Origin of the sequence: Klebsiella pasteurii, assembly GCF_018139045.1 — a bacterium.
In the GTDB taxonomy this organism is placed as follows: Bacteria; Pseudomonadota; Gammaproteobacteria; order Enterobacterales; family Enterobacteriaceae; genus Klebsiella; species Klebsiella grimontii.
On record NZ_CP073236.1, the window covers coordinates 4,912,511 to 4,929,598 of the forward strand.

At 54.8% G+C, this 17,088-nt stretch carries 17 protein-coding genes; 10 read left to right on the top strand and 7 right to left on the bottom strand.

What is annotated here, in order from left to right:
- Nucleotide 1: 1 nt before the first annotated feature.
- From ftsQ to mutT, 7 genes are all read left to right on the top strand, one after another.
- Entirely contained in the window at nucleotides 2-835 is an 834-nt protein-coding gene (ftsQ, locus tag KCG39_RS23035) for a cell division protein FtsQ (protein WP_004128960.1), read from the top strand.
- On the top strand, nucleotides 832-2,088 hold the full coding sequence (gene ftsA / locus KCG39_RS23040) for a cell division protein FtsA (protein WP_004098594.1): 1,257 nt from the start codon (nucleotides 832-834) through the stop codon (nucleotides 2,086-2,088). Before ftsQ ends, ftsA begins: the two co-directional genes overlap by 4 nt.
- Nucleotides 2,089-2,150: 62 nt before the next feature.
- The gene (gene ftsZ / locus KCG39_RS23045; RefSeq protein ID WP_004098597.1) at nucleotides 2,151-3,302 is read left to right on the top strand and encodes a cell division protein FtsZ; all 1,152 of its coding nucleotides are present in this window, start codon (nucleotides 2,151-2,153) and stop codon (nucleotides 3,300-3,302) included.
- Nucleotides 3,303-3,402: 100 nt separating this feature from the next.
- On the top strand, nucleotides 3,403-4,320 hold the full coding sequence (gene lpxC, locus KCG39_RS23050) for a UDP-3-O-acyl-N-acetylglucosamine deacetylase (protein WP_004098599.1): 918 nt from the start codon (nucleotides 3,403-3,405) through the stop codon (nucleotides 4,318-4,320).
- Nucleotides 4,321-4,567: 247 nt separating this feature from the next.
- Complete coding sequence (gene secM / locus KCG39_RS23055; RefSeq protein ID WP_004128963.1) at nucleotides 4,568-5,077, top strand: secA translation cis-regulator SecM; 510 nt, start codon at nucleotides 4,568-4,570, stop codon at nucleotides 5,075-5,077.
- 59 nt (nucleotides 5,078-5,136) lie between these two features.
- Nucleotides 5,137-7,842: a preprotein translocase subunit SecA gene (gene secA, locus KCG39_RS23060; protein WP_049123295.1), complete on the top strand. Its 2,706-nt coding sequence runs from the start codon at nucleotides 5,137-5,139 to the stop codon at nucleotides 7,840-7,842.
- Nucleotides 7,843-7,903: 61 nt separating this feature from the next.
- Nucleotides 7,904-8,305 (top strand): 8-oxo-dGTP diphosphatase MutT, encoded by a 402-nt coding sequence (gene mutT, locus KCG39_RS23065; RefSeq protein WP_004128968.1) that lies wholly within the window; start codon nucleotides 7,904-7,906, stop codon nucleotides 8,303-8,305.
- Nucleotides 8,306-8,361: 56 nt separating this feature from the next.
- Here the strand turns inward: mutT and yacG are convergent, their stop codons facing one another.
- From yacG to coaE, 3 genes are read right to left on the bottom strand one after another with little or no spacing between them, the layout of a single operon-like run.
- Nucleotides 8,362-8,556, bottom strand: coding sequence for a DNA gyrase inhibitor YacG (gene yacG, locus KCG39_RS23070; RefSeq protein WP_004128970.1), 195 nt, complete (start codon nucleotides 8,554-8,556; stop codon nucleotides 8,362-8,364).
- Between the two features lie 9 nt (nucleotides 8,557-8,565).
- On the bottom strand, nucleotides 8,566-9,309 hold the full coding sequence (zapD, locus tag KCG39_RS23075) for a cell division protein ZapD (protein ID WP_004128972.1): 744 nt from the start codon (nucleotides 9,307-9,309) through the stop codon (nucleotides 8,566-8,568).
- Nucleotides 9,309-9,929, bottom strand: a complete 621-nt coding sequence (gene coaE, locus KCG39_RS23080) for a dephospho-CoA kinase (protein WP_142468526.1) — start codon at nucleotides 9,927-9,929, stop codon at nucleotides 9,309-9,311. The genes zapD and coaE overlap by 1 nt, the downstream gene beginning before the upstream one ends.
- A gap of 347 nt (nucleotides 9,930-10,276) precedes the next feature.
- Between coaE and KCG39_RS23085 the strand changes: the two genes are divergently transcribed.
- Nucleotides 10,277-11,320 carry a GMP reductase gene (locus KCG39_RS23085; protein WP_004128976.1) on the top strand — a complete coding sequence of 348 codons (1,044 nt, stop codon included), beginning with the start codon at nucleotides 10,277-10,279 and terminating at the stop codon, nucleotides 11,318-11,320.
- A 29-nt stretch (nucleotides 11,321-11,349) separates the two neighbouring features.
- Here the strand turns inward: KCG39_RS23085 and hofC are convergent, their stop codons facing one another.
- The 4 genes from hofC to nadC all read right to left on the bottom strand — a co-directional run bounded on the left by hofC (nucleotide 11,350) and on the right by nadC (nucleotide 15,449).
- Complete coding sequence (gene hofC / locus KCG39_RS23090) at nucleotides 11,350-12,555, bottom strand: protein transport protein HofC (protein WP_004128978.1); 1,206 nt, start codon at nucleotides 12,553-12,555, stop codon at nucleotides 11,350-11,352.
- Complete coding sequence (gspE, locus tag KCG39_RS23095; RefSeq protein ID WP_123828467.1) at nucleotides 12,545-13,930, bottom strand: type II secretion system protein GspE; 1,386 nt, start codon at nucleotides 13,928-13,930, stop codon at nucleotides 12,545-12,547. The genes hofC and gspE overlap by 11 nt, the downstream gene beginning before the upstream one ends.
- Before the next feature lie 10 nt (nucleotides 13,931-13,940).
- Nucleotides 13,941-14,372, bottom strand: coding sequence for a prepilin peptidase-dependent pilin (gene ppdD / locus KCG39_RS23100; RefSeq protein WP_004128982.1), 432 nt, complete (start codon nucleotides 14,370-14,372; stop codon nucleotides 13,941-13,943).
- Between the two features lie 183 nt (nucleotides 14,373-14,555).
- Nucleotides 14,556-15,449, bottom strand: coding sequence for a carboxylating nicotinate-nucleotide diphosphorylase (gene nadC / locus KCG39_RS23105; RefSeq protein ID WP_004128984.1), 894 nt, complete (start codon nucleotides 15,447-15,449; stop codon nucleotides 14,556-14,558).
- 200 nt (nucleotides 15,450-15,649) lie between these two features.
- On the opposite strand from nadC, the gene ampD reads away from it, so the two are divergent.
- Nucleotides 15,650-16,201, top strand: a complete 552-nt coding sequence (gene ampD / locus KCG39_RS23110) for a 1,6-anhydro-N-acetylmuramyl-L-alanine amidase AmpD (protein ID WP_004128986.1) — start codon at nucleotides 15,650-15,652, stop codon at nucleotides 16,199-16,201.
- A 9-nt stretch (nucleotides 16,202-16,210) separates the two neighbouring features.
- Nucleotides 16,211-17,065: a beta-lactamase regulator AmpE gene (gene ampE, locus KCG39_RS23115; RefSeq protein ID WP_004128989.1), complete on the top strand. Its 855-nt coding sequence runs from the start codon at nucleotides 16,211-16,213 to the stop codon at nucleotides 17,063-17,065.
- Nucleotides 17,066-17,088: the final 23 nt, after the last annotated feature.

A 17,088-nucleotide genomic window follows, 5' to 3' on the forward strand; every position in this document is an offset into this window, starting at 1 on the left:
TATGTCGCAGGCTGCGCTGAATACGCGGAACCACGAAGAGGAAGAAGAAACTTCTTCGCGTCGAAGTAATGGCTCTCGTCTGGCAGGTATTTTCTTCCTGCTGGCGGTGCTCTGTACCGTGCTGGTCAGCGGATGGATGGTTCTGGGCTGGATGGAAGATGCACAGCGATTACCGCTGTCAAAGATGGTGGTCACCGGTGAGCGTCACTACACGCGCAACGATGATATCCGTCAGGCGATTCTGGCATTAGGGTCGCCGGGCACCTTTATGACGCAGGACGTCAATATAATTCAAAGCCAGATTGAACGTCTGCCCTGGATTAAGCAGGCGAGCGTCAGAAAGCAGTGGCCGGACGAATTGAAGATTCATCTGGTTGAATATGTGCCGATTGCGCGCTGGAATGATCAGCATATGGTAGACGTGGACGGAAATTCTTTCAGCGTGCCGTCAGATCGCACCAGTAAACAGAATTTACCGATGTTGTACGGCCCGGAAGGCAGCGAGAACGAAGTTCTTCAGGGCTATCGCGACATGGGGCAGGTGCTGGCAAAGGATAAGTTCACGTTGAAAGTGGCGGCAATGACCGCGCGTCGTTCCTGGCAGTTGACGCTGAATAACGATATTAAGCTCAACCTTGGCCGGGGTGACACCATGAAACGGCTTCAGCGCTTTATGGAACTCTACCCGGTTCTTCAGCAGCAGGCGCAGACCGACGGCAAACGGATAAGCTACGTTGATTTGCGTTATGACTCGGGAGCGGCAGTCGGTTGGGTACCGGCTCCCGTAGAGGAAGCTCAACAACAACAGAATCAGGCACAGGCAGAACAACAATGATCAAGGCGACGGACAGAAAACTGGTAGTTGGACTGGAGATTGGCACCGCTAAGGTTGCCGCTTTAGTAGGGGAAGTTCTGCCCGACGGTATGATTAATATCATTGGCGTGGGCAGTTGCCCATCGCGTGGTATGGATAAAGGCGGAGTGAACGACCTGGAATCCGTGGTGAAATGCGTACAGCGCGCCATTGACCAGGCCGAACTGATGGCGGATTGCCAGATCTCGTCAGTCTATCTGGCGCTTTCAGGCAAACATATCAGCTGTCAAAATGAAATCGGCATGGTGCCGATTTCAGAAGAAGAAGTGACGCAGGACGACGTTGAAAACGTGGTACATACCGCGAAATCGGTTCGCGTGCGCGACGAACATCGCGTTCTGCACGTTATCCCGCAGGAGTACGCTATCGATTACCAGGAGGGGATCAAAAACCCCGTCGGATTGTCTGGCGTACGTATGCAGGCGAAAGTGCATTTGATTACCTGCCATAACGATATGGCGAAAAATATTGTCAAAGCGGTGGAACGTTGCGGTCTGAAAGTTGACCAGCTCATTTTCGCCGGTTTAGCCGCCAGCTATTCCGTATTAACGGAAGACGAACGTGAACTGGGTGTCTGCGTGGTGGACATCGGCGGTGGTACAATGGATATAGCGGTATATACCGGCGGCGCGCTGCGTCATACCAAAGTGATCCCGTACGCGGGCAACGTGGTGACCAGCGATATTGCCTACGCTTTCGGTACGCCGCCGAGCGACGCGGAAGCCATTAAAGTGCGTCACGGCTGTGCGCTGGGCTCCATCGTTGGTAAAGACGAAAATGTAGAAGTACCCAGCGTGGGTGGGCGTCCACCTCGCAGCCTGCAGCGTCAGACGCTGGCAGAGGTGATTGAGCCACGTTATACCGAATTGCTCAACCTGGTTAATGAAGAGATTCTGCAACTGCAGGAACAGCTGCGTCAGCAAGGTGTGAAGCACCACCTGGCGGCAGGCATTGTATTAACCGGCGGCGCGGCGCAAATTGAAGGACTTGCCGCCTGCGCGCAGCGCGTATTCCATACGCAGGTGAGGATTGGCGCGCCGCTGAACATTACCGGATTAACGGATTATGCCCAGGAGCCGTATTACTCGACGGCGGTTGGGCTGCTGCACTACGGGAAGGAATCTCATCTCAGTGGTGAAGCAGAAGTGGAAAAACGCGTAACGGTCGGGTCGTGGATCAAACGACTCAACAGTTGGTTGCGAAAAGAGTTTTAATTTTTTAAGAGAACGCAGAAAATTAGCGATCTCAGGCGACAGGCACAACGGAGAGAGAAATTATGTTTGAACCTATGGAACTGACCAACGACGCGGTGATTAAAGTCATCGGCGTCGGCGGCGGCGGCGGTAACGCCGTTGAGCACATGGTGCGCGAGCGCATTGAGGGTGTTGAGTTTTTCGCGGTGAACACCGACGCGCAGGCTCTGCGCAAAACGGCTGTTGGCCAGACTATCCAGATCGGTAGCGGTATTACTAAAGGTCTGGGCGCAGGCGCAAACCCGGAAGTCGGCCGTAACGCAGCGGATGAAGACCGTGAAGCGCTGCGTGCCGCTCTTGACGGCGCCGACATGGTGTTTATCGCAGCCGGCATGGGCGGCGGTACCGGAACCGGTGCTGCGCCAGTGGTTGCTGAAGTCGCAAAAGATTTAGGTATCCTGACCGTTGCCGTCGTGACTAAGCCTTTCAATTTTGAAGGCAAGAAACGTATGGCGTTCGCTGAGCAGGGTATCACCGAGCTATCCAAGCACGTTGACTCGCTGATCACCATCCCGAACGACAAACTGCTGAAAGTACTGGGTCGCGGCATTTCTCTGCTCGACGCCTTCGGCGCTGCAAACGACGTGCTGAAAGGCGCGGTGCAGGGTATCGCTGAACTGATCACCCGTCCTGGCCTGATGAACGTCGACTTTGCGGACGTGCGTACCGTGATGTCTGAAATGGGCTACGCCATGATGGGTTCCGGCGTGGCGAGCGGTGAAGACCGTGCGGAAGAAGCGGCTGAAATGGCGATTTCTTCTCCGCTGCTGGAAGATATCGATCTGTCCGGTGCGCGTGGCGTTCTGGTCAACATCACCGCGGGCTTCGACCTGCGTCTGGATGAGTTCGAGACTGTGGGTAATACTATCCGCGCATTTGCTTCGGATAACGCCACCGTGGTTATCGGTACTTCTCTGGACCCGGATATGAACGACGAACTGCGCGTAACCGTTGTTGCCACCGGTATCGGTATGGACAAACGTCCAGAAATTACTCTGGTGACTAACAAACAGGTGCAGCAGCCAGTGATGGATCGTTACCAGCAGCACGGTATGTCTCCATTGACTCAAGAGCAGAAACCGGCCGCAAAAGTGGTCAACGACAATACGCCGCAGGCGGCGAAAGAGCCGGATTATCTGGATATCCCAGCCTTCCTGCGTAAGCAAGCCGATTAAGAATTGGCTGGAAGTTGGGCATCTGCGCTCTTTGTGCTAAACTGGCCTGCCGAATGTGTAGTACACTTCGGTTGGATAGGTAACTTGGCGAGATTATACGATGATCAAACAAAGGACTCTTAAACGTATCGTTCAGGCGACTGGCGTCGGTTTGCATACCGGCAAGAAAGTCACCCTGACGTTACGCCCTGCGCCGGCAAATACCGGGGTCATCTATCGTCGCACCGACTTGAATCCACCGGTTGATTTTCCGGCTGATGCCAAATCTGTGCGTGATACCATGCTCTGTACTTGCCTGGTCAACGAGCATGACGTGCGGATATCGACGGTCGAGCACCTCAATGCTGCATTGGCTGGCTTGGGTATCGACAACATTATTATTGAAGTCGATGCGCCGGAAGTTCCGATTATGGACGGTAGTGCGGCTCCGTTCGTTTATCTGTTGCTGGATGCCGGCATCGATGAACTGAACTGCGCTAAGAAATTTGTGCGTATTAAAGAGACGGTTCGCGTTGAAGATGGCGATAAATGGGCTGAATTCAAACCGTACAATGGTTTTTCACTGGACTTCACCATTGATTTTAACCATCCGGCGATTGATTCCAGTAGCCAGCGCTACGCAATGAACTTCTCGGCTGATGCGTTTATGCGCCAGATTAGCCGCGCGCGTACCTTCGGTTTCATGCGTGATATCGAATATCTGCAGTCCCGCGGCCTGTGCCTGGGCGGCAGCTTCGATTGTGCCATCGTTGTTGACGATTATCGCGTACTGAACGAAGACGGTCTGCGCTTTGAAGATGAGTTTGTCCGTCACAAAATGCTGGATGCCATTGGCGACCTCTTTATGTGTGGTCACAATATTATCGGTGCATTTACGGCGTACAAATCCGGTCACGCGCTGAATAACAAACTGCTGCAGGCTGTTCTGGCAAAACAGGAAGCCTGGGAGTATGTGACCTTCGAGGACGACGCAGAAATGCCGCTGGCGTTCCGCGCTCCAACGCTGGTTCTGGCATAAGTCAGACCCGATAGTAAATTCGACTGGTAACCTGGTACTCTCTCCGGCCAGGGAGCCAGTCGTTTTCTTTTTTATATTCCCGCTGCGCCCTGCTTTGATTTTTAACTGCATTTTTTACGCGTTCGTTCCTTTTTTAAACGTTTTTACCCCGCCTGAGACTTCATTCCTGCTGCCGTGACGACGTATTAATGTTAGTATTTGAACGCAAAATATTTCTTAGGGTTGCTACCAACAAAAGGTAACGTAATTGAGTGGATTGCTGACGCGCTGGCGACAGTTTGGCAGACGGTATTTCTGGCCGCATCTCCTGTTGGGGATGGTCGCGGCTAGCCTTGGCCTGCCTGCGCTTAGCAATGGTCATGAGCATGAGACCGCGTCGCCCGCAAAAACGACGTCCAGCAATCATCATCCTGCGAAAGTCAATTTTTCCCAGCTTGCGCTGCTGGAAGCTTCTAGCCGTCGACCCAATTTCACCGTTGATTACTGGCATCAGCACGCCATTCGTACGGTTATTCGCCATCTCTCTTTTGCGATGGCGCCGCAGGCGCTGCCGGTAGCGGAAGAGTCTTCACCGCTTCAGGCGCAGCATCTGGCTCTTCTCGACACGCTTAGCGCGCTGTTGACGCAGGATAGTACTCCTCCTGCCATTGTTCACCTGGCGGCATACACCCCCTCTTTTTCCCACCGCGCGTTTCGCGTCTGTACCTGGATTAGCCAGGTTACCGGCATTCGCGCCGGGCCTCAACGCCTCAGCTAAACCAAAAACGGACCATTCTATTTTTTGACTCCGCACCGCGGGGCGTTTGAGATTTTATTATGCTAATCAAATTATTAACGAAAGTATTCGGTAGCCGTAACGACCGTACGCTGCGTCGTATGCGCAAAGCCGTCAACGTGATCAACGCCATGGAACCGTCCATGGAAAAACTGTCCGACGACGAACTGAAAGGGAAAACTGCTGAGTTCCGCGCTCGCCTGGAAAAAGGTGAAGCCCTGGAGAGTCTGATCCCGGAAGCCTTTGCCGTCGTGCGTGAAGCCAGTAAGCGCGTCTTCGGTATGCGTCACTTTGACGTTCAGCTGCTCGGCGGCATGGTTCTCAACGACCGCTGTATTGCAGAAATGCGTACCGGTGAAGGTAAAACGCTGACCGCAACGCTGCCTGCCTATCTGAATGCGCTGACCGGTAAAGGTGTTCACGTGGTGACCGTTAACGACTATCTGGCGCAGCGTGATGCCGAGAACAACCGCCCGCTGTTTGAATTCCTGGGTATGACCGTTGGCATTAACATGTCCGGCCTGCCTGCGCCGGCCAAGCGTGAAGCCTACGCAGCCGATATTACTTACGGTACCAACAACGAATACGGCTTTGACTATCTGCGCGACAATATGGCCTTCAGTCCTGAAGAGCGCGTGCAGCGCAAACTGCACTATGCGCTGGTGGATGAAGTCGACTCCATTCTGATCGATGAAGCGCGTACTCCGCTTATTATTTCCGGCCCGGCTGAAGACAGCTCGGAAATGTATAAGAAAGTGAACAAGATCATTCCGCACCTGGTACGTCAGGATAAAGAAGACTCTGAGACCTTTACCGGCGAAGGACACTTCTCCGTCGATGAGAAAGCGCGTCAGGTAAACCTGACCGAACGGGGTCTGGTGCTGATTGAAGAGCTACTGGTAAATGAAGGTATTATGGAAGAAGGCGAGTCGCTGTACTCACCGACTAATATCATGCTGATGCACCATGTGACTGCCGCGCTGCGCGCGCACGTGCTGTTCACCCGCGATGTTGATTACATCGTTAAAGATGGCGAAGTGATTATCGTCGACGAACATACCGGTCGTACGATGCAGGGGCGTCGCTGGTCCGATGGTCTGCACCAGGCCGTTGAAGCAAAAGAAGGCGTTGATATTCAAAACGAAAACCAGACGCTGGCTTCAATTACCTTCCAGAACTATTTCCGCCTGTACGAGAAGCTGGCAGGGATGACCGGTACTGCCGATACCGAAGCGTTTGAATTTAGTTCGATCTACAAGCTGGATACCGTTGTGGTCCCGACCAACCGCCCGATGATTCGTAAAGACATGGCGGACCTGGTTTATATGACTGAAGCGGAAAAAATCCAGGCCATTATCGAAGATATCAAGCAGCGTACCGCCGCGGGCCAACCGGTGCTGGTGGGGACCATTTCTATCGAAAAATCAGAAGTGGTCTCTAATGAATTGACGAAGGCGGGTATCAAGCACAACGTGCTGAACGCGAAATTCCACGCCAGCGAAGCGGATATCGTCGCTCAGGCGGGCTATCCATCTGCGGTGACCATTGCGACCAACATGGCCGGCCGTGGTACCGACATTATGCTCGGCGGTAGCTGGCAGGCCGAGGTCGCCCAGCTGGAAGACCCGACTCCGGAACAGATTGCGCAGATCAAAGCCGACTGGCAGGTTCGTCACGATGCGGTACTGGCTGCGGGCGGTCTGCATATCATCGGTACCGAACGCCATGAATCTCGCCGTATTGATAACCAGCTCCGCGGTCGTTCAGGCCGTCAGGGGGACGCCGGTTCTTCCCGTTTCTATCTGTCGATGGAAGATGCCCTGATGCGTATCTTCGCGTCTGACCGCGTGTCCGGCATGATGCGTAAACTGGGTATGAAGCCGGGTGAGGCTATCGAACATCCGTGGGTGACCAAAGCGATTGCCAACGCGCAGCGTAAAGTCGAGAGCCGCAACTTCGATATCCGTAAGCAGCTGCTGGAATATGACGATGTGGCCAACGACCAGCGTCGCGCTATTTACACCCAGCGTAATGAGCTGCTCGACGTGACCGACGTGAGCGAGACGATTAATAGCATTCGTGAAGACGTATTTAAAGCGACCATCGATGCCCATATTCCTCCGCAGTCGCTGGAAGAGATGTGGGATATTGAAGGCCTGCAGGAGCGTCTGAAAAATGATTTCGACCTCGATCTTCCGCTCAAAGAGTGGCTGGATAAAGAGCCGGAGCTTCATGAAGAAACGCTGCGTGAGCGCATTCTGCAGAGCGCCATTGAAACCTATCAGCGTAAGGAAGAAGTGGTTGGCGCTGAGATGATGCGTCACTTTGAAAAAGGCGTCATGCTGCAAACGCTGGACTCCCTGTGGAAAGAGCACCTGGCGGCGATGGACTATCTGCGTCAGGGCATCCATCTGCGCGGCTATGCGCAAAAAGATCCGAAGCAAGAATATAAGCGTGAATCTTTCTCCATGTTCGCTTCAATGCTGGAATCCCTGAAGTATGAAGTGATCAGTACGCTGAGTAAGGTTCAGGTGCGGATGCCGGAAGAGGTGGAAGCGATGGAGCAGCAGCGTCGTGAAGAAGCTGAGCGTCTGGCGCAGATGCAGCAGTTGAGCCACCAGGACGATGATACCGCTGCCGCGGAGGCGTTGGCTGAACAAACTGGCGAGCGTAAAGTGGGTCGTAACGATCCGTGTCCGTGCGGCTCCGGCAAAAAATATAAGCAGTGCCACGGTCGCCTGAGCTAAGCTTTTACAATCTTGAATACCAGGGCGCAGATATCTGCGCCTTTTTTATGGAACAAAGACAATGAAAACGCTGCAAATTTCAGTGGGTATTATCCGTAATTCGCAAGGGGAAATTTTTATAACGCAGCGCGCTGCCGACGCGCATATGGCGAATAAACTTGAATTCCCTGGTGGAAAAATCGAAGCAGGAGAGTCGTCAGAGCAGGCCTTAGTTCGCGAATTGCAGGAAGAGGTCGGCATTACGGTACGTGCTTCCCGTCTGTTTGATAAGCTGGAGTATCAGTTTCCCGATCGTCATATCACGCTGTGGTTCTGGCTGGTGGAAAGCTGGGATGGCGAGCCGTGGGGTAAAGAAGGGCAACCGGGTCGCTGGATTGCGCAGAGCGTGCTTGTTGCAGAGGATTTTCCGCCGGCAAACGAACCCGTCATTACGAAGTTAATTCAATGTTCTCAGATCGGGTAGGGTGCGTCTGCATCCGGCAAATCAGGGCGGGCCTGCACATGCCCGCCCGAAATCCGTTACTCTTTTTCTTCGCTCCAGCCGTCGCTATCTGATAGATCGCTACTGCTCGGGATACGTTTCTCTTCCGCTGCCCATTCGCCTAAATCGATAAGCTGACAGCGCTTGGAGCAGAACGGGCGATACGGGCTCTGCTCATTCCAGACCACAATTTTGCCGCAGGTTGGGCAGTTGACGGTTATCTCTTCGGACATAATGACTCCTTAACAGCAGGCCAGTTCAAAATCAAAACGCTCCGGCACGATGCCATGTTCGCTGTCCAGCGGCATAAAGCGGATGGCAAAGCGGCTCTTGTGGCCTGATATTTGGGGGTAGAGCTGGCTGGCAAGATCCAAACGCAGACGCAGCAGATCGGCATCTTCGCCGTTGTCCTGATAAAAACCGTTCAGGCTGGTCTGCTTACGGAAGGGGGCCGAGTTACGGATGAGATCGAGAATGAGCATCAGCGATTGCGTCAACGGTTCCAGGCTGGCCAGCCACTTACCGACCTGCTCATCACGGTATTCCTGCGGCATATGCAGCCAGATGTGCAGCGTCGGAAGATCGAAGCTACAGCAGCCGCCCGGGATGCTCAGGCGTTGGCGTACCAGGGCGATCAGGCGATCCTCTCGCAGGTACTGGCCGATACGTGGCGCCGACATTAACGTACTGCCTGATTGCTTCAGCTGCTGACGGAGTTCGTTGATACGATCCTGATCAACCCCAGGGACTTCCGCCCAGGATTGCAGCTTCCTCTGCTGGCGATCCAGCTCTTTCATCAGATCGGTACGCACTTCACCGCGTTCAAAAACATCTAAAAGGTCGCCGATATTGCGGAAAAAATGCAGCGCATCAGCATGGCTGGTAATGGCGGGATGTACGGCCAGCTGCTGGAGCAAAAACTCAATACGCAGCCAGGTACGCATTTTTTCATTAAGCGGATGTTCAAATAGAACAGGGGTAGACATTACGGTTTTTCCTGTGAGGCGGCCTGCGTTGCCAGCTGTTGATACTTTGCATGCAGGCGGGCGACAGCTGATGCGATGGCACCAGGTGAACCCATATTTTCAATAACATCATCCGCAACGGCAAGGCGCTGCTCGCGCGTGGCCTGAGCGGCAAGAATATGTTCCGCATGTTGTCGGCTGACCCGATCGCGAAGCATCGTGCGCTCTATCTGCGTCTCTTTAGGTACATCAACAACAAGGACGCGATCGGCTTTAGCGGACAAACGGTTTTCGACCAATAAAGGTACAACCCAGAGAATATAAGATGAGGTGGCAAGCTGCATCTGGCGACGCGTTTCCTGCTGAATTTGTGGATGCAGCAGCGCGTTTAGCCAGCTCTTATACTCTGCATGAGCGAAAATCTGCTCACGCAGAGCACGACGGTTGAGGGTGCCATCTTCATTGAGTATCTGCGGACCGAAGCGTTGAACAATCGCGCTTAGCCCCGGAGTGCCGGGCTCTACTACCTGGCGCGCGATTATGTCAGCATCAATAACGTTAACCCCGAGGTGTGAGAATGCATCGGCTACAGTACTTTTACCACTGCCGATGCCGCCTGTTAACGCTACCGTGTATGCCATACACCTCAATCCTGAAACTGACTACATGCACATTTTTCAATAATAGCGCCGTTATTTACGACGCGACGACGCCACTGCGACAGTTGGTTTATCGGTCTGATATCAACCAATAAAGCGCTGTCACCACCTATTCTGGTTTTTTTGTGCATGCAAATCAAATGGTTAAAAATGATACGCCAGCGATGGGATATCGCAAATTCGCTTTTGGCTATTCACCAGGTAAATTTATACGATTGTAGCGTAAAAAAAGTGAAAATCGCAGTCTTGCGCGGCCATGATTCGTGCGTATGATAGCGTCACTGGAGTTGTGCTCTCACAATAATGCAATTAACCCCAGGAATTCGCACATGCGTATTGAAGAAGATTTGAAGCTTGGTTTTAAAGACGTTCTTATCCGCCCGAAACGTTCTACCCTCAAAAGCCGTTCTGACGTACAGCTGGAACGTGAATTCACTTTCAAACACTCTGGCCTGGCCTGGACTGGCGTGCCGATTATTGCTGCTAATATGGACACCGTTGGCACGTTTGCTATGGCTAAAGCTCTGGCTTCGTTCGGCGTTCTGACTGCGGTACATAAGCATTACAGCGTTGAACAGTGGCAGGCGTTTGTTCAGAGCGTATCGGCAGATGTCGTGCAGCACGTCATGGTCTCTACCGGAACCTCCGACGCGGATTTCGAAAAAACCAAACAGATTCTGATCCAGAACCCGCAGCTTAGCTTCGTATGCATTGACGTGGCGAATGGCTATTCCGAGCACTTCGTGCAGTTTGTCGCGAAAGCGCGTGAAGCCTGGCCGCAGAAAACCATCATTGCAGGTAACGTTGTTACCGGCGAAATGTGTGAAGAGCTGGTTCTTTCGGGCGCCGATATCGTGAAGGTTGGCATCGGCCCGGGTTCCGTATGTACAACCCGCGTGAAAACCGGTGTCGGCTATCCGCAACTTTCCGCCGTGATTGAATGTGCCGACGCGGCGCACGGCCTGGGCGGGCAGATTATCAGCGACGGCGGATGTACTATGCCCGGGGATGTGGCTAAAGCATTCGGCGGCGGCGCAGATTTTGTGATGCTTGGCGGTATGCTGGCCGGGCACGAAGAGAGCGGCGGTACCGTAGTTGAAGAGAACGGTGAAAAATTCATGCTGTTCTACGGCATGAGCTCCGAGTCGGCGATGACCCGTCACGTTGGCGGCGTAGCCCAGTACCGTGCGGCGGAAGGCAAAACCGTTAAGCTGCCGCTGCGCGGCCCGGTTGAAAACACCGCGCGCGATATTCTTGGCGGCCTGCGCTCCGCATGCACCTACGTTGGTGCTTCACGCCTGAAAGAACTGACTAAACGTACGACTTTTATTCGCGTACAGGAACAAGAGAACCGCGTGTTCAACAGTCTGTAATGCCGCTCGCTGGCGCGTTTGCGCCAGCGTTATCCCCCCATTCCGCTAATGGCGTCGCCCAGATGAAAAATGGGTAAATACATCGCCACCACCAGCACGCCGACAATCGTTCCGGTTACAACCAGCATCATCGGCTCCAGTAAGGTGGCCAGATTATCTGCCTGCTGATGCGTCTGCTCGCTATGGTGACGAGCCAGATTGGCCAGCATAGTATCCAGCGAACCCGAAGCTTCACCGGTACGAATCAGCTGTAGACACAGCGGCGTAAATCCTCCGCTGTTGGCGAGCGCCTGCCAGATGGGATCGCCGTGGGTAATTTGCCGGCAAACCTGGCGGAGTCTCTGTCGCCACAGCGGACAATTCAGCGTTTCCTCTACGCTTTGCAGCCCTTGCAGAAAGCTGATACCGGCGCTTTGCGTCAATGCGAGTACGGTAAAAATCTGGCTAAGCCGCTGGCCGCATAGCAGTTTGCCAAACACCGGCAGCGTATGGAGCAGCTTCTGACGATACAGTAGCCAGCCTGGCCGCTGGCAAATCAGCCGGTTGAGTATCGCAGGTAAAATTACCAGCGCCGCGAGTAATGGCCAAAAGCGAGTTAGCCCCTCGCCGACGCTCATTACCGCGCGGGTCAACCACGGCAGCGGGGTGTTGAAAGTTTGATATATAGCGGCAAACTCCGGTAAGACGAAGCACAGCATTCCCATGACCACCAGCAGCGCCAGAGTCAAAATAATCAGCGGGTAGCGCAGCGCTTTTTTCACTTTCTCGGTGAGAAGCAGCTGTTCTCGCTGCTGCTGGGCCAGCTCGGCGCAGCATAGCTCCAGTTTACCGGTAAGCTCACCGGTGCGGATCATGGCCAGATATAACGGGGGGAACGCTTCAGGCCATTTTTCCAGGGAGCCTGAAAGCGAAATGCCCTGCGCTAGATCTGCTGCCAGGGTTTGCAGCAACGCTTGCCATTGCGCATTGGGCTGCTGCTGCGCCAGCAGTTCCAACCCCTCAGCCAGCGGGAGGCCGGCCTGAAGAAGGGCCGCCAACTGGCGGATGATTTCACCGCTGTAGCGCGGATGCCAGAGGGCGTTTTGCACGCTACAGCGGCGCAGCGTCAGCGGGATAATTCGTTGTCGCTGTAGAACCTGCAATGCCTCGGGGCGATTATCCTGCCAGAGCGTTCCCTGGCAGGGAGCGCCCTGGAGAGTGATACCGCGCCAGCGCCACAGTCGTTTAGTCGCCATGCGGTATCCCCAACACGCGTACCACTTCTTCCAGACTGGTCATCCCACGTTCGACGGCCAGGCAACCGCTCTCAAATAGCGTCATCATTCCGGATTCCCGTGCCAGGGACTCGATCTCCCCGGCGCTAAGACCCTGAGTTATCGCCTGCCGTAACGCGGTATTGACGGGTAGCAGCTCAAAGAGCGCCAGGCGACCGTAGTAGCCGTGATAGCAGTGCTGACAGCCCGGAGCCTGCCAGCGAGGAAGCGCCCGCGGCCACAGGCTGTGCGGAACATCAGCCGAACTGCCGGTTTCCCGCCGGCAGTGGGGGCACAGCTTGCGTACCAGACGTTGAGCAACCACCAGCGAAAGCGCGGATGAGATCATCCAGCGCGCAACGCCCATCTGCTGCAGACGAACCAGCGTTTCACTGGTTGAATTGGTGTGCAGCGTTGAGAGCACCAGGTGCCCGGTCTGCGCTGCTTTTATCGCAATTTCAGCGGTTTCCGCATCGCGTATTTCTCCCACCATTACGATATCGGGATCCTGACGGAGCAGGGCGCGCAGTACGCTGTGAAAGGTTAAACCCGCCCGGGGGTTAATCTGCGTCTGATTCATCCCCACAATGGGGATCTCCAGCGGATCTTCAACGCTGCATATATTGACTTCGTCGCGGTTCCGCGCCTGCAGCGCGCTGTATAAAGTGACGGTTTTCCCACTCCCCGTCGGACCAGTGACCAGCATCAGGCCCTGGGGTTGGTTTAGCGCCGAACGGAAGGCGGCAAGCTGCTGGGTGGAGAGCCCCAGCGCCTCCAGGTCCAGCGCTTGTTCGACCTGATGTAGTAAACGCAGAACGATTTTCTCCCCTCCGCGGCAGGGAAGCGTGGCGATCCGAAACGAGACCGGGCGATCGGAGAGCGTGAGGGTGAACTGACCGTCCTGCGGCACCCGGTGTTCGGCGATATCCAGATTGCCGAGCACCTTAAGTCGGGCGGTGATGGGGGCGGCGAGTTCCGCGGCGAGCGGAGCAAGAGAATGGAGGACGCCGTCTACCCGCAGGCGAATTCTCAGGCGATCGTCGCCTGGTTCGATATGAATATCGGATGCGCGCTGGCGCAGGGCTTGTTCGAGAAGGTTATTTACCTGTTCAACGATGCTGGCCGACGCTTCAACAGGTGGGGTGAGTGTTGATATTCCCGGCGTCTGCAGCCGTTTGTCCATCCGGTCCTGGTTCCAGCATTCGATATCAATCCTTTTCTGAGTCGCGAAGCGCAGGGCTTCCATGAGTTCCGGCGCAGGGGCATCGACTACGGCGATGGCAATGGTGTTTTCATCGCTATCGAGCAGCAATGCCTTGTAGCGCTGGCACAGTGGGATCAATTGTTCAGTTTTCATTGCTGCCCTCTCAGTTAAAACGGAACACATCTTCACAGGCCTGCTTAAGTGCGCTATCGCCAGTAATATTGCAAACGCGCTGCCAGCCGGTGATACCGTTAGCGTTATCCCAGGACGGCGTCATGGTGACGCTCAGGCCATTGAGGCTTTCCTGGCCGGTGAGCGTGACAACGCCCGTCGCTACGGTCATAGCGGAGACGTAGCGGGTGGTTGCGGGGGAGGGGATCCCGTTGCTGCCGCCATCGCAGGGGGTTAATCCGCCGTGCTCCAGCGCGCATAGCTCAATGGCGGTACGGAAAGGGACGAAGGTTTGTAGCATGTCGGTAAGCGCCGCTTTTCGCAGGTAATTCTGATACGCCGGAATGCCGATTGCGCTGAGAATGGCGATGATCCCGATGACCACCATGAGTTCGATGAGGGTAAAACCACGTTGTTTGTCCATAAGTTGCTCCTTGTTATCTTCGGGAGCACTTTGCCGGGATTTTTTCAGCGATACGATCCGCAGATTTCGCCTAAGGAAGCAGGGTTCCAGGCTTTTTGGGCCGCTTGCATGGAGGGATTATTGGCATGCGAGTCAGTTCGCAAAAGTGAGCCCCGGCATAAAGTGAAAACCGGGGCAAGGCAATCAACGGAAACGCATAGAGAGGTCGAGGGCGCGCACGTGTTTCGTCAACGCGCCAACGGAGATGTAGTCGACGCCGGTTTCGGCAAATTCACGAATGGTATCGAATGTAACGTTGCCGGAGACTTCCAGCGCCGCCTGACCCTGGGTAAGTTTGACCGCTTCGCGCATCAGGTCGGTAGTGAAGTTGTCGAGCATAATGATGTCGGCGCCGGCTTTTAGCGCTTCGTCCAGTTCTTCAAGAGTTTCGACTTCCACTTCTACCGGCACATCAGGATGAAGCCAGAACGCTTTTTCAACCGCCTGCCGTACCGAGCCGGAAGCGATAATATGATTCTCTTTAATCAGAAAGGCATCGGAGAGGCCCAGACGATGGTTGGCCCCACCGCCGCATAAGACCGCGTACTTCAGCGCTGTGCGCAGACCCGGCAGCGTTTTGCGCGTATCGAGCAGCTGAGTTTTGGTACCCACCAGCAGATCAACGTAGCGGCGGACTTCACTCGCTACCCCGGACAACGTTTGCACGAAATTGAGTGCGGTGCGCTCGCCGGTGAGCAGAATACGCGAAGGGCCTTCCAGCTCGAACAACGGCTGGTTTGCTTTTACTGCATCGCCATCGGCAACATGCCAGGTGAAGTTAACGTCATCGCCCGCAAGCTGAATAAAGACTTCTTCTACCCAGCGTTTACCACAAAATACGCCATCTTCGCGGGTGATCACGACCGCATGCGAGTGCGCGTCCTGAGGCAATAATTGTGCGCTAATGTCGTTATTCGCATCCACTTCGCCGCCTAAATCTTCCCGCAGGGATTGAGCGACGGCATCGGTAATATCAAGATTAATACGCTCCAGCAGCGCGTCACGGCGGCGGTCGGGATTGTAGCGACGAGGCGTCATGATAAAGCTCCAGATAGATAAGATTCAGAAGTGGGAAACATGCTAACCTGAACAACGTTTTTGTACCACATCCGCTTCATTTTGCCGGCGGTTTCAGCGTTTAGCTTTTGGCGTTAGTCCGCTGAGCGAGAGGGCGTATGATGCAGGGGATTCGTTGGGCGCGGTGCCGCCATGCATAAGCTAGTAAAAGGAGACTCAACATGCAGTTGAACGGGGGATGGCTGGTCGAGGCGCGTCGGGTACCTTCGCCGCATCAAGATAGCCGTCCGGATAATGAAACTCCCTCTTTGCTGGTGGTGCACAATATAAGCCTACCGCCCGGCGAATTTGGCGGCCCGTGGATTGATGCCCTGTTCAGCGGTACGCTCGATCCTCATGCCCATCCTTTCTTTGCCGAGATTGCCCATCTTCGCGTTTCGGCGCATTGTCTGATTCGCCGCGATGGCGAAATCGTGCAGTATGTGCCTTTCGACAAGCGCGCGTGGCACGCGGGTGTTTCAAGCTATCACGGGCGCGAGCGCTGCAACGATTTTTCGATAGGCATTGAGCTGGAAGGGACCGACGAGCTGGCTTATACCGACGCGCAGTATCAGCAGCTGGCAGCCGTTACCCGTCAGCTTATCCCGCTCTATCCGGCGATAGCTGACAATATCACCGGCCATAGCGATATTGCGCCAGTGCGTAAAACGGATCCCGGCCCGGCTTTTGACTGGGTAAAATTTCGCGCTCTGTTAACCCCGTCGTCAGAATAAGGAGATGCCATGACGTTGTTTACTACGCTGTTAGTCCTCATTGCCGAGCGCTTGTTTAAGCTGGGCGAGCACTGGCAGCTCGATCATCGGCTGGAAGTGCTGTTTCGCCGGATAAAGCATTATTCCCTGCTGACAACCATACTGATGACGGTAGCGGCTGCGGCGGTTGTGTTTATTATTCAGCGCCTGCTGCAGGGGCAGCTGTTTAACGTTCCGCTGCTGGTGTTCTGGATCCTGCTTGGCCTGCTGTGCATAGGCGCAGGTAAAGTCCGCTTGCACTATCACGCCTACCTGAAGGCCGCAGCGCGCGATGATAGCCGCGCCTGCGACGCCATGGCCAGCGAACTTACCCTGATCCACGGCGTACCGCCCGGATGCGACCAGCGTGAGTATCTGAGCGAGCTGCAAAATGCGCTGCTGTGGATTAACTACCGCTATTATCTTGCTCCGCTGTTCTGGTTTGTGGTCGGCGGGCCGTGGGGGCCGTTAACCCTGATCGCCTACTGTACGCTGCGGGCCTGGCAAACGTGGCTGGCGCGTTATCAGACGCCGCGCCATCGCTTACAGTCGGGTATCGACGGCATTCTGCACGTGGTTGACTGGGTTCCGGTACGCCTGGTCGGCGTGGTGTACGCTTTGGTTGGACACGGGGAAAAAGCCTTACCGGCGTGGTTTGCCTCGCTGGGCGACCGCCACTCTTCTCAGTATCAGGTATTGACGCGTCTGGCGCAGTATTCGCTGGCGCGTGAGCCGCACGTGGATAAAGTGGCTACGCCGAAGGCGGCGGTCTCCATGGCGAAGAAAACCTCGTTGGTGGTCGTGGTGATTATGGCGCTGCTGACCATTTACGGTACGCTGATTTAAGCGCCTGCCCGTTGGCGGGCAGG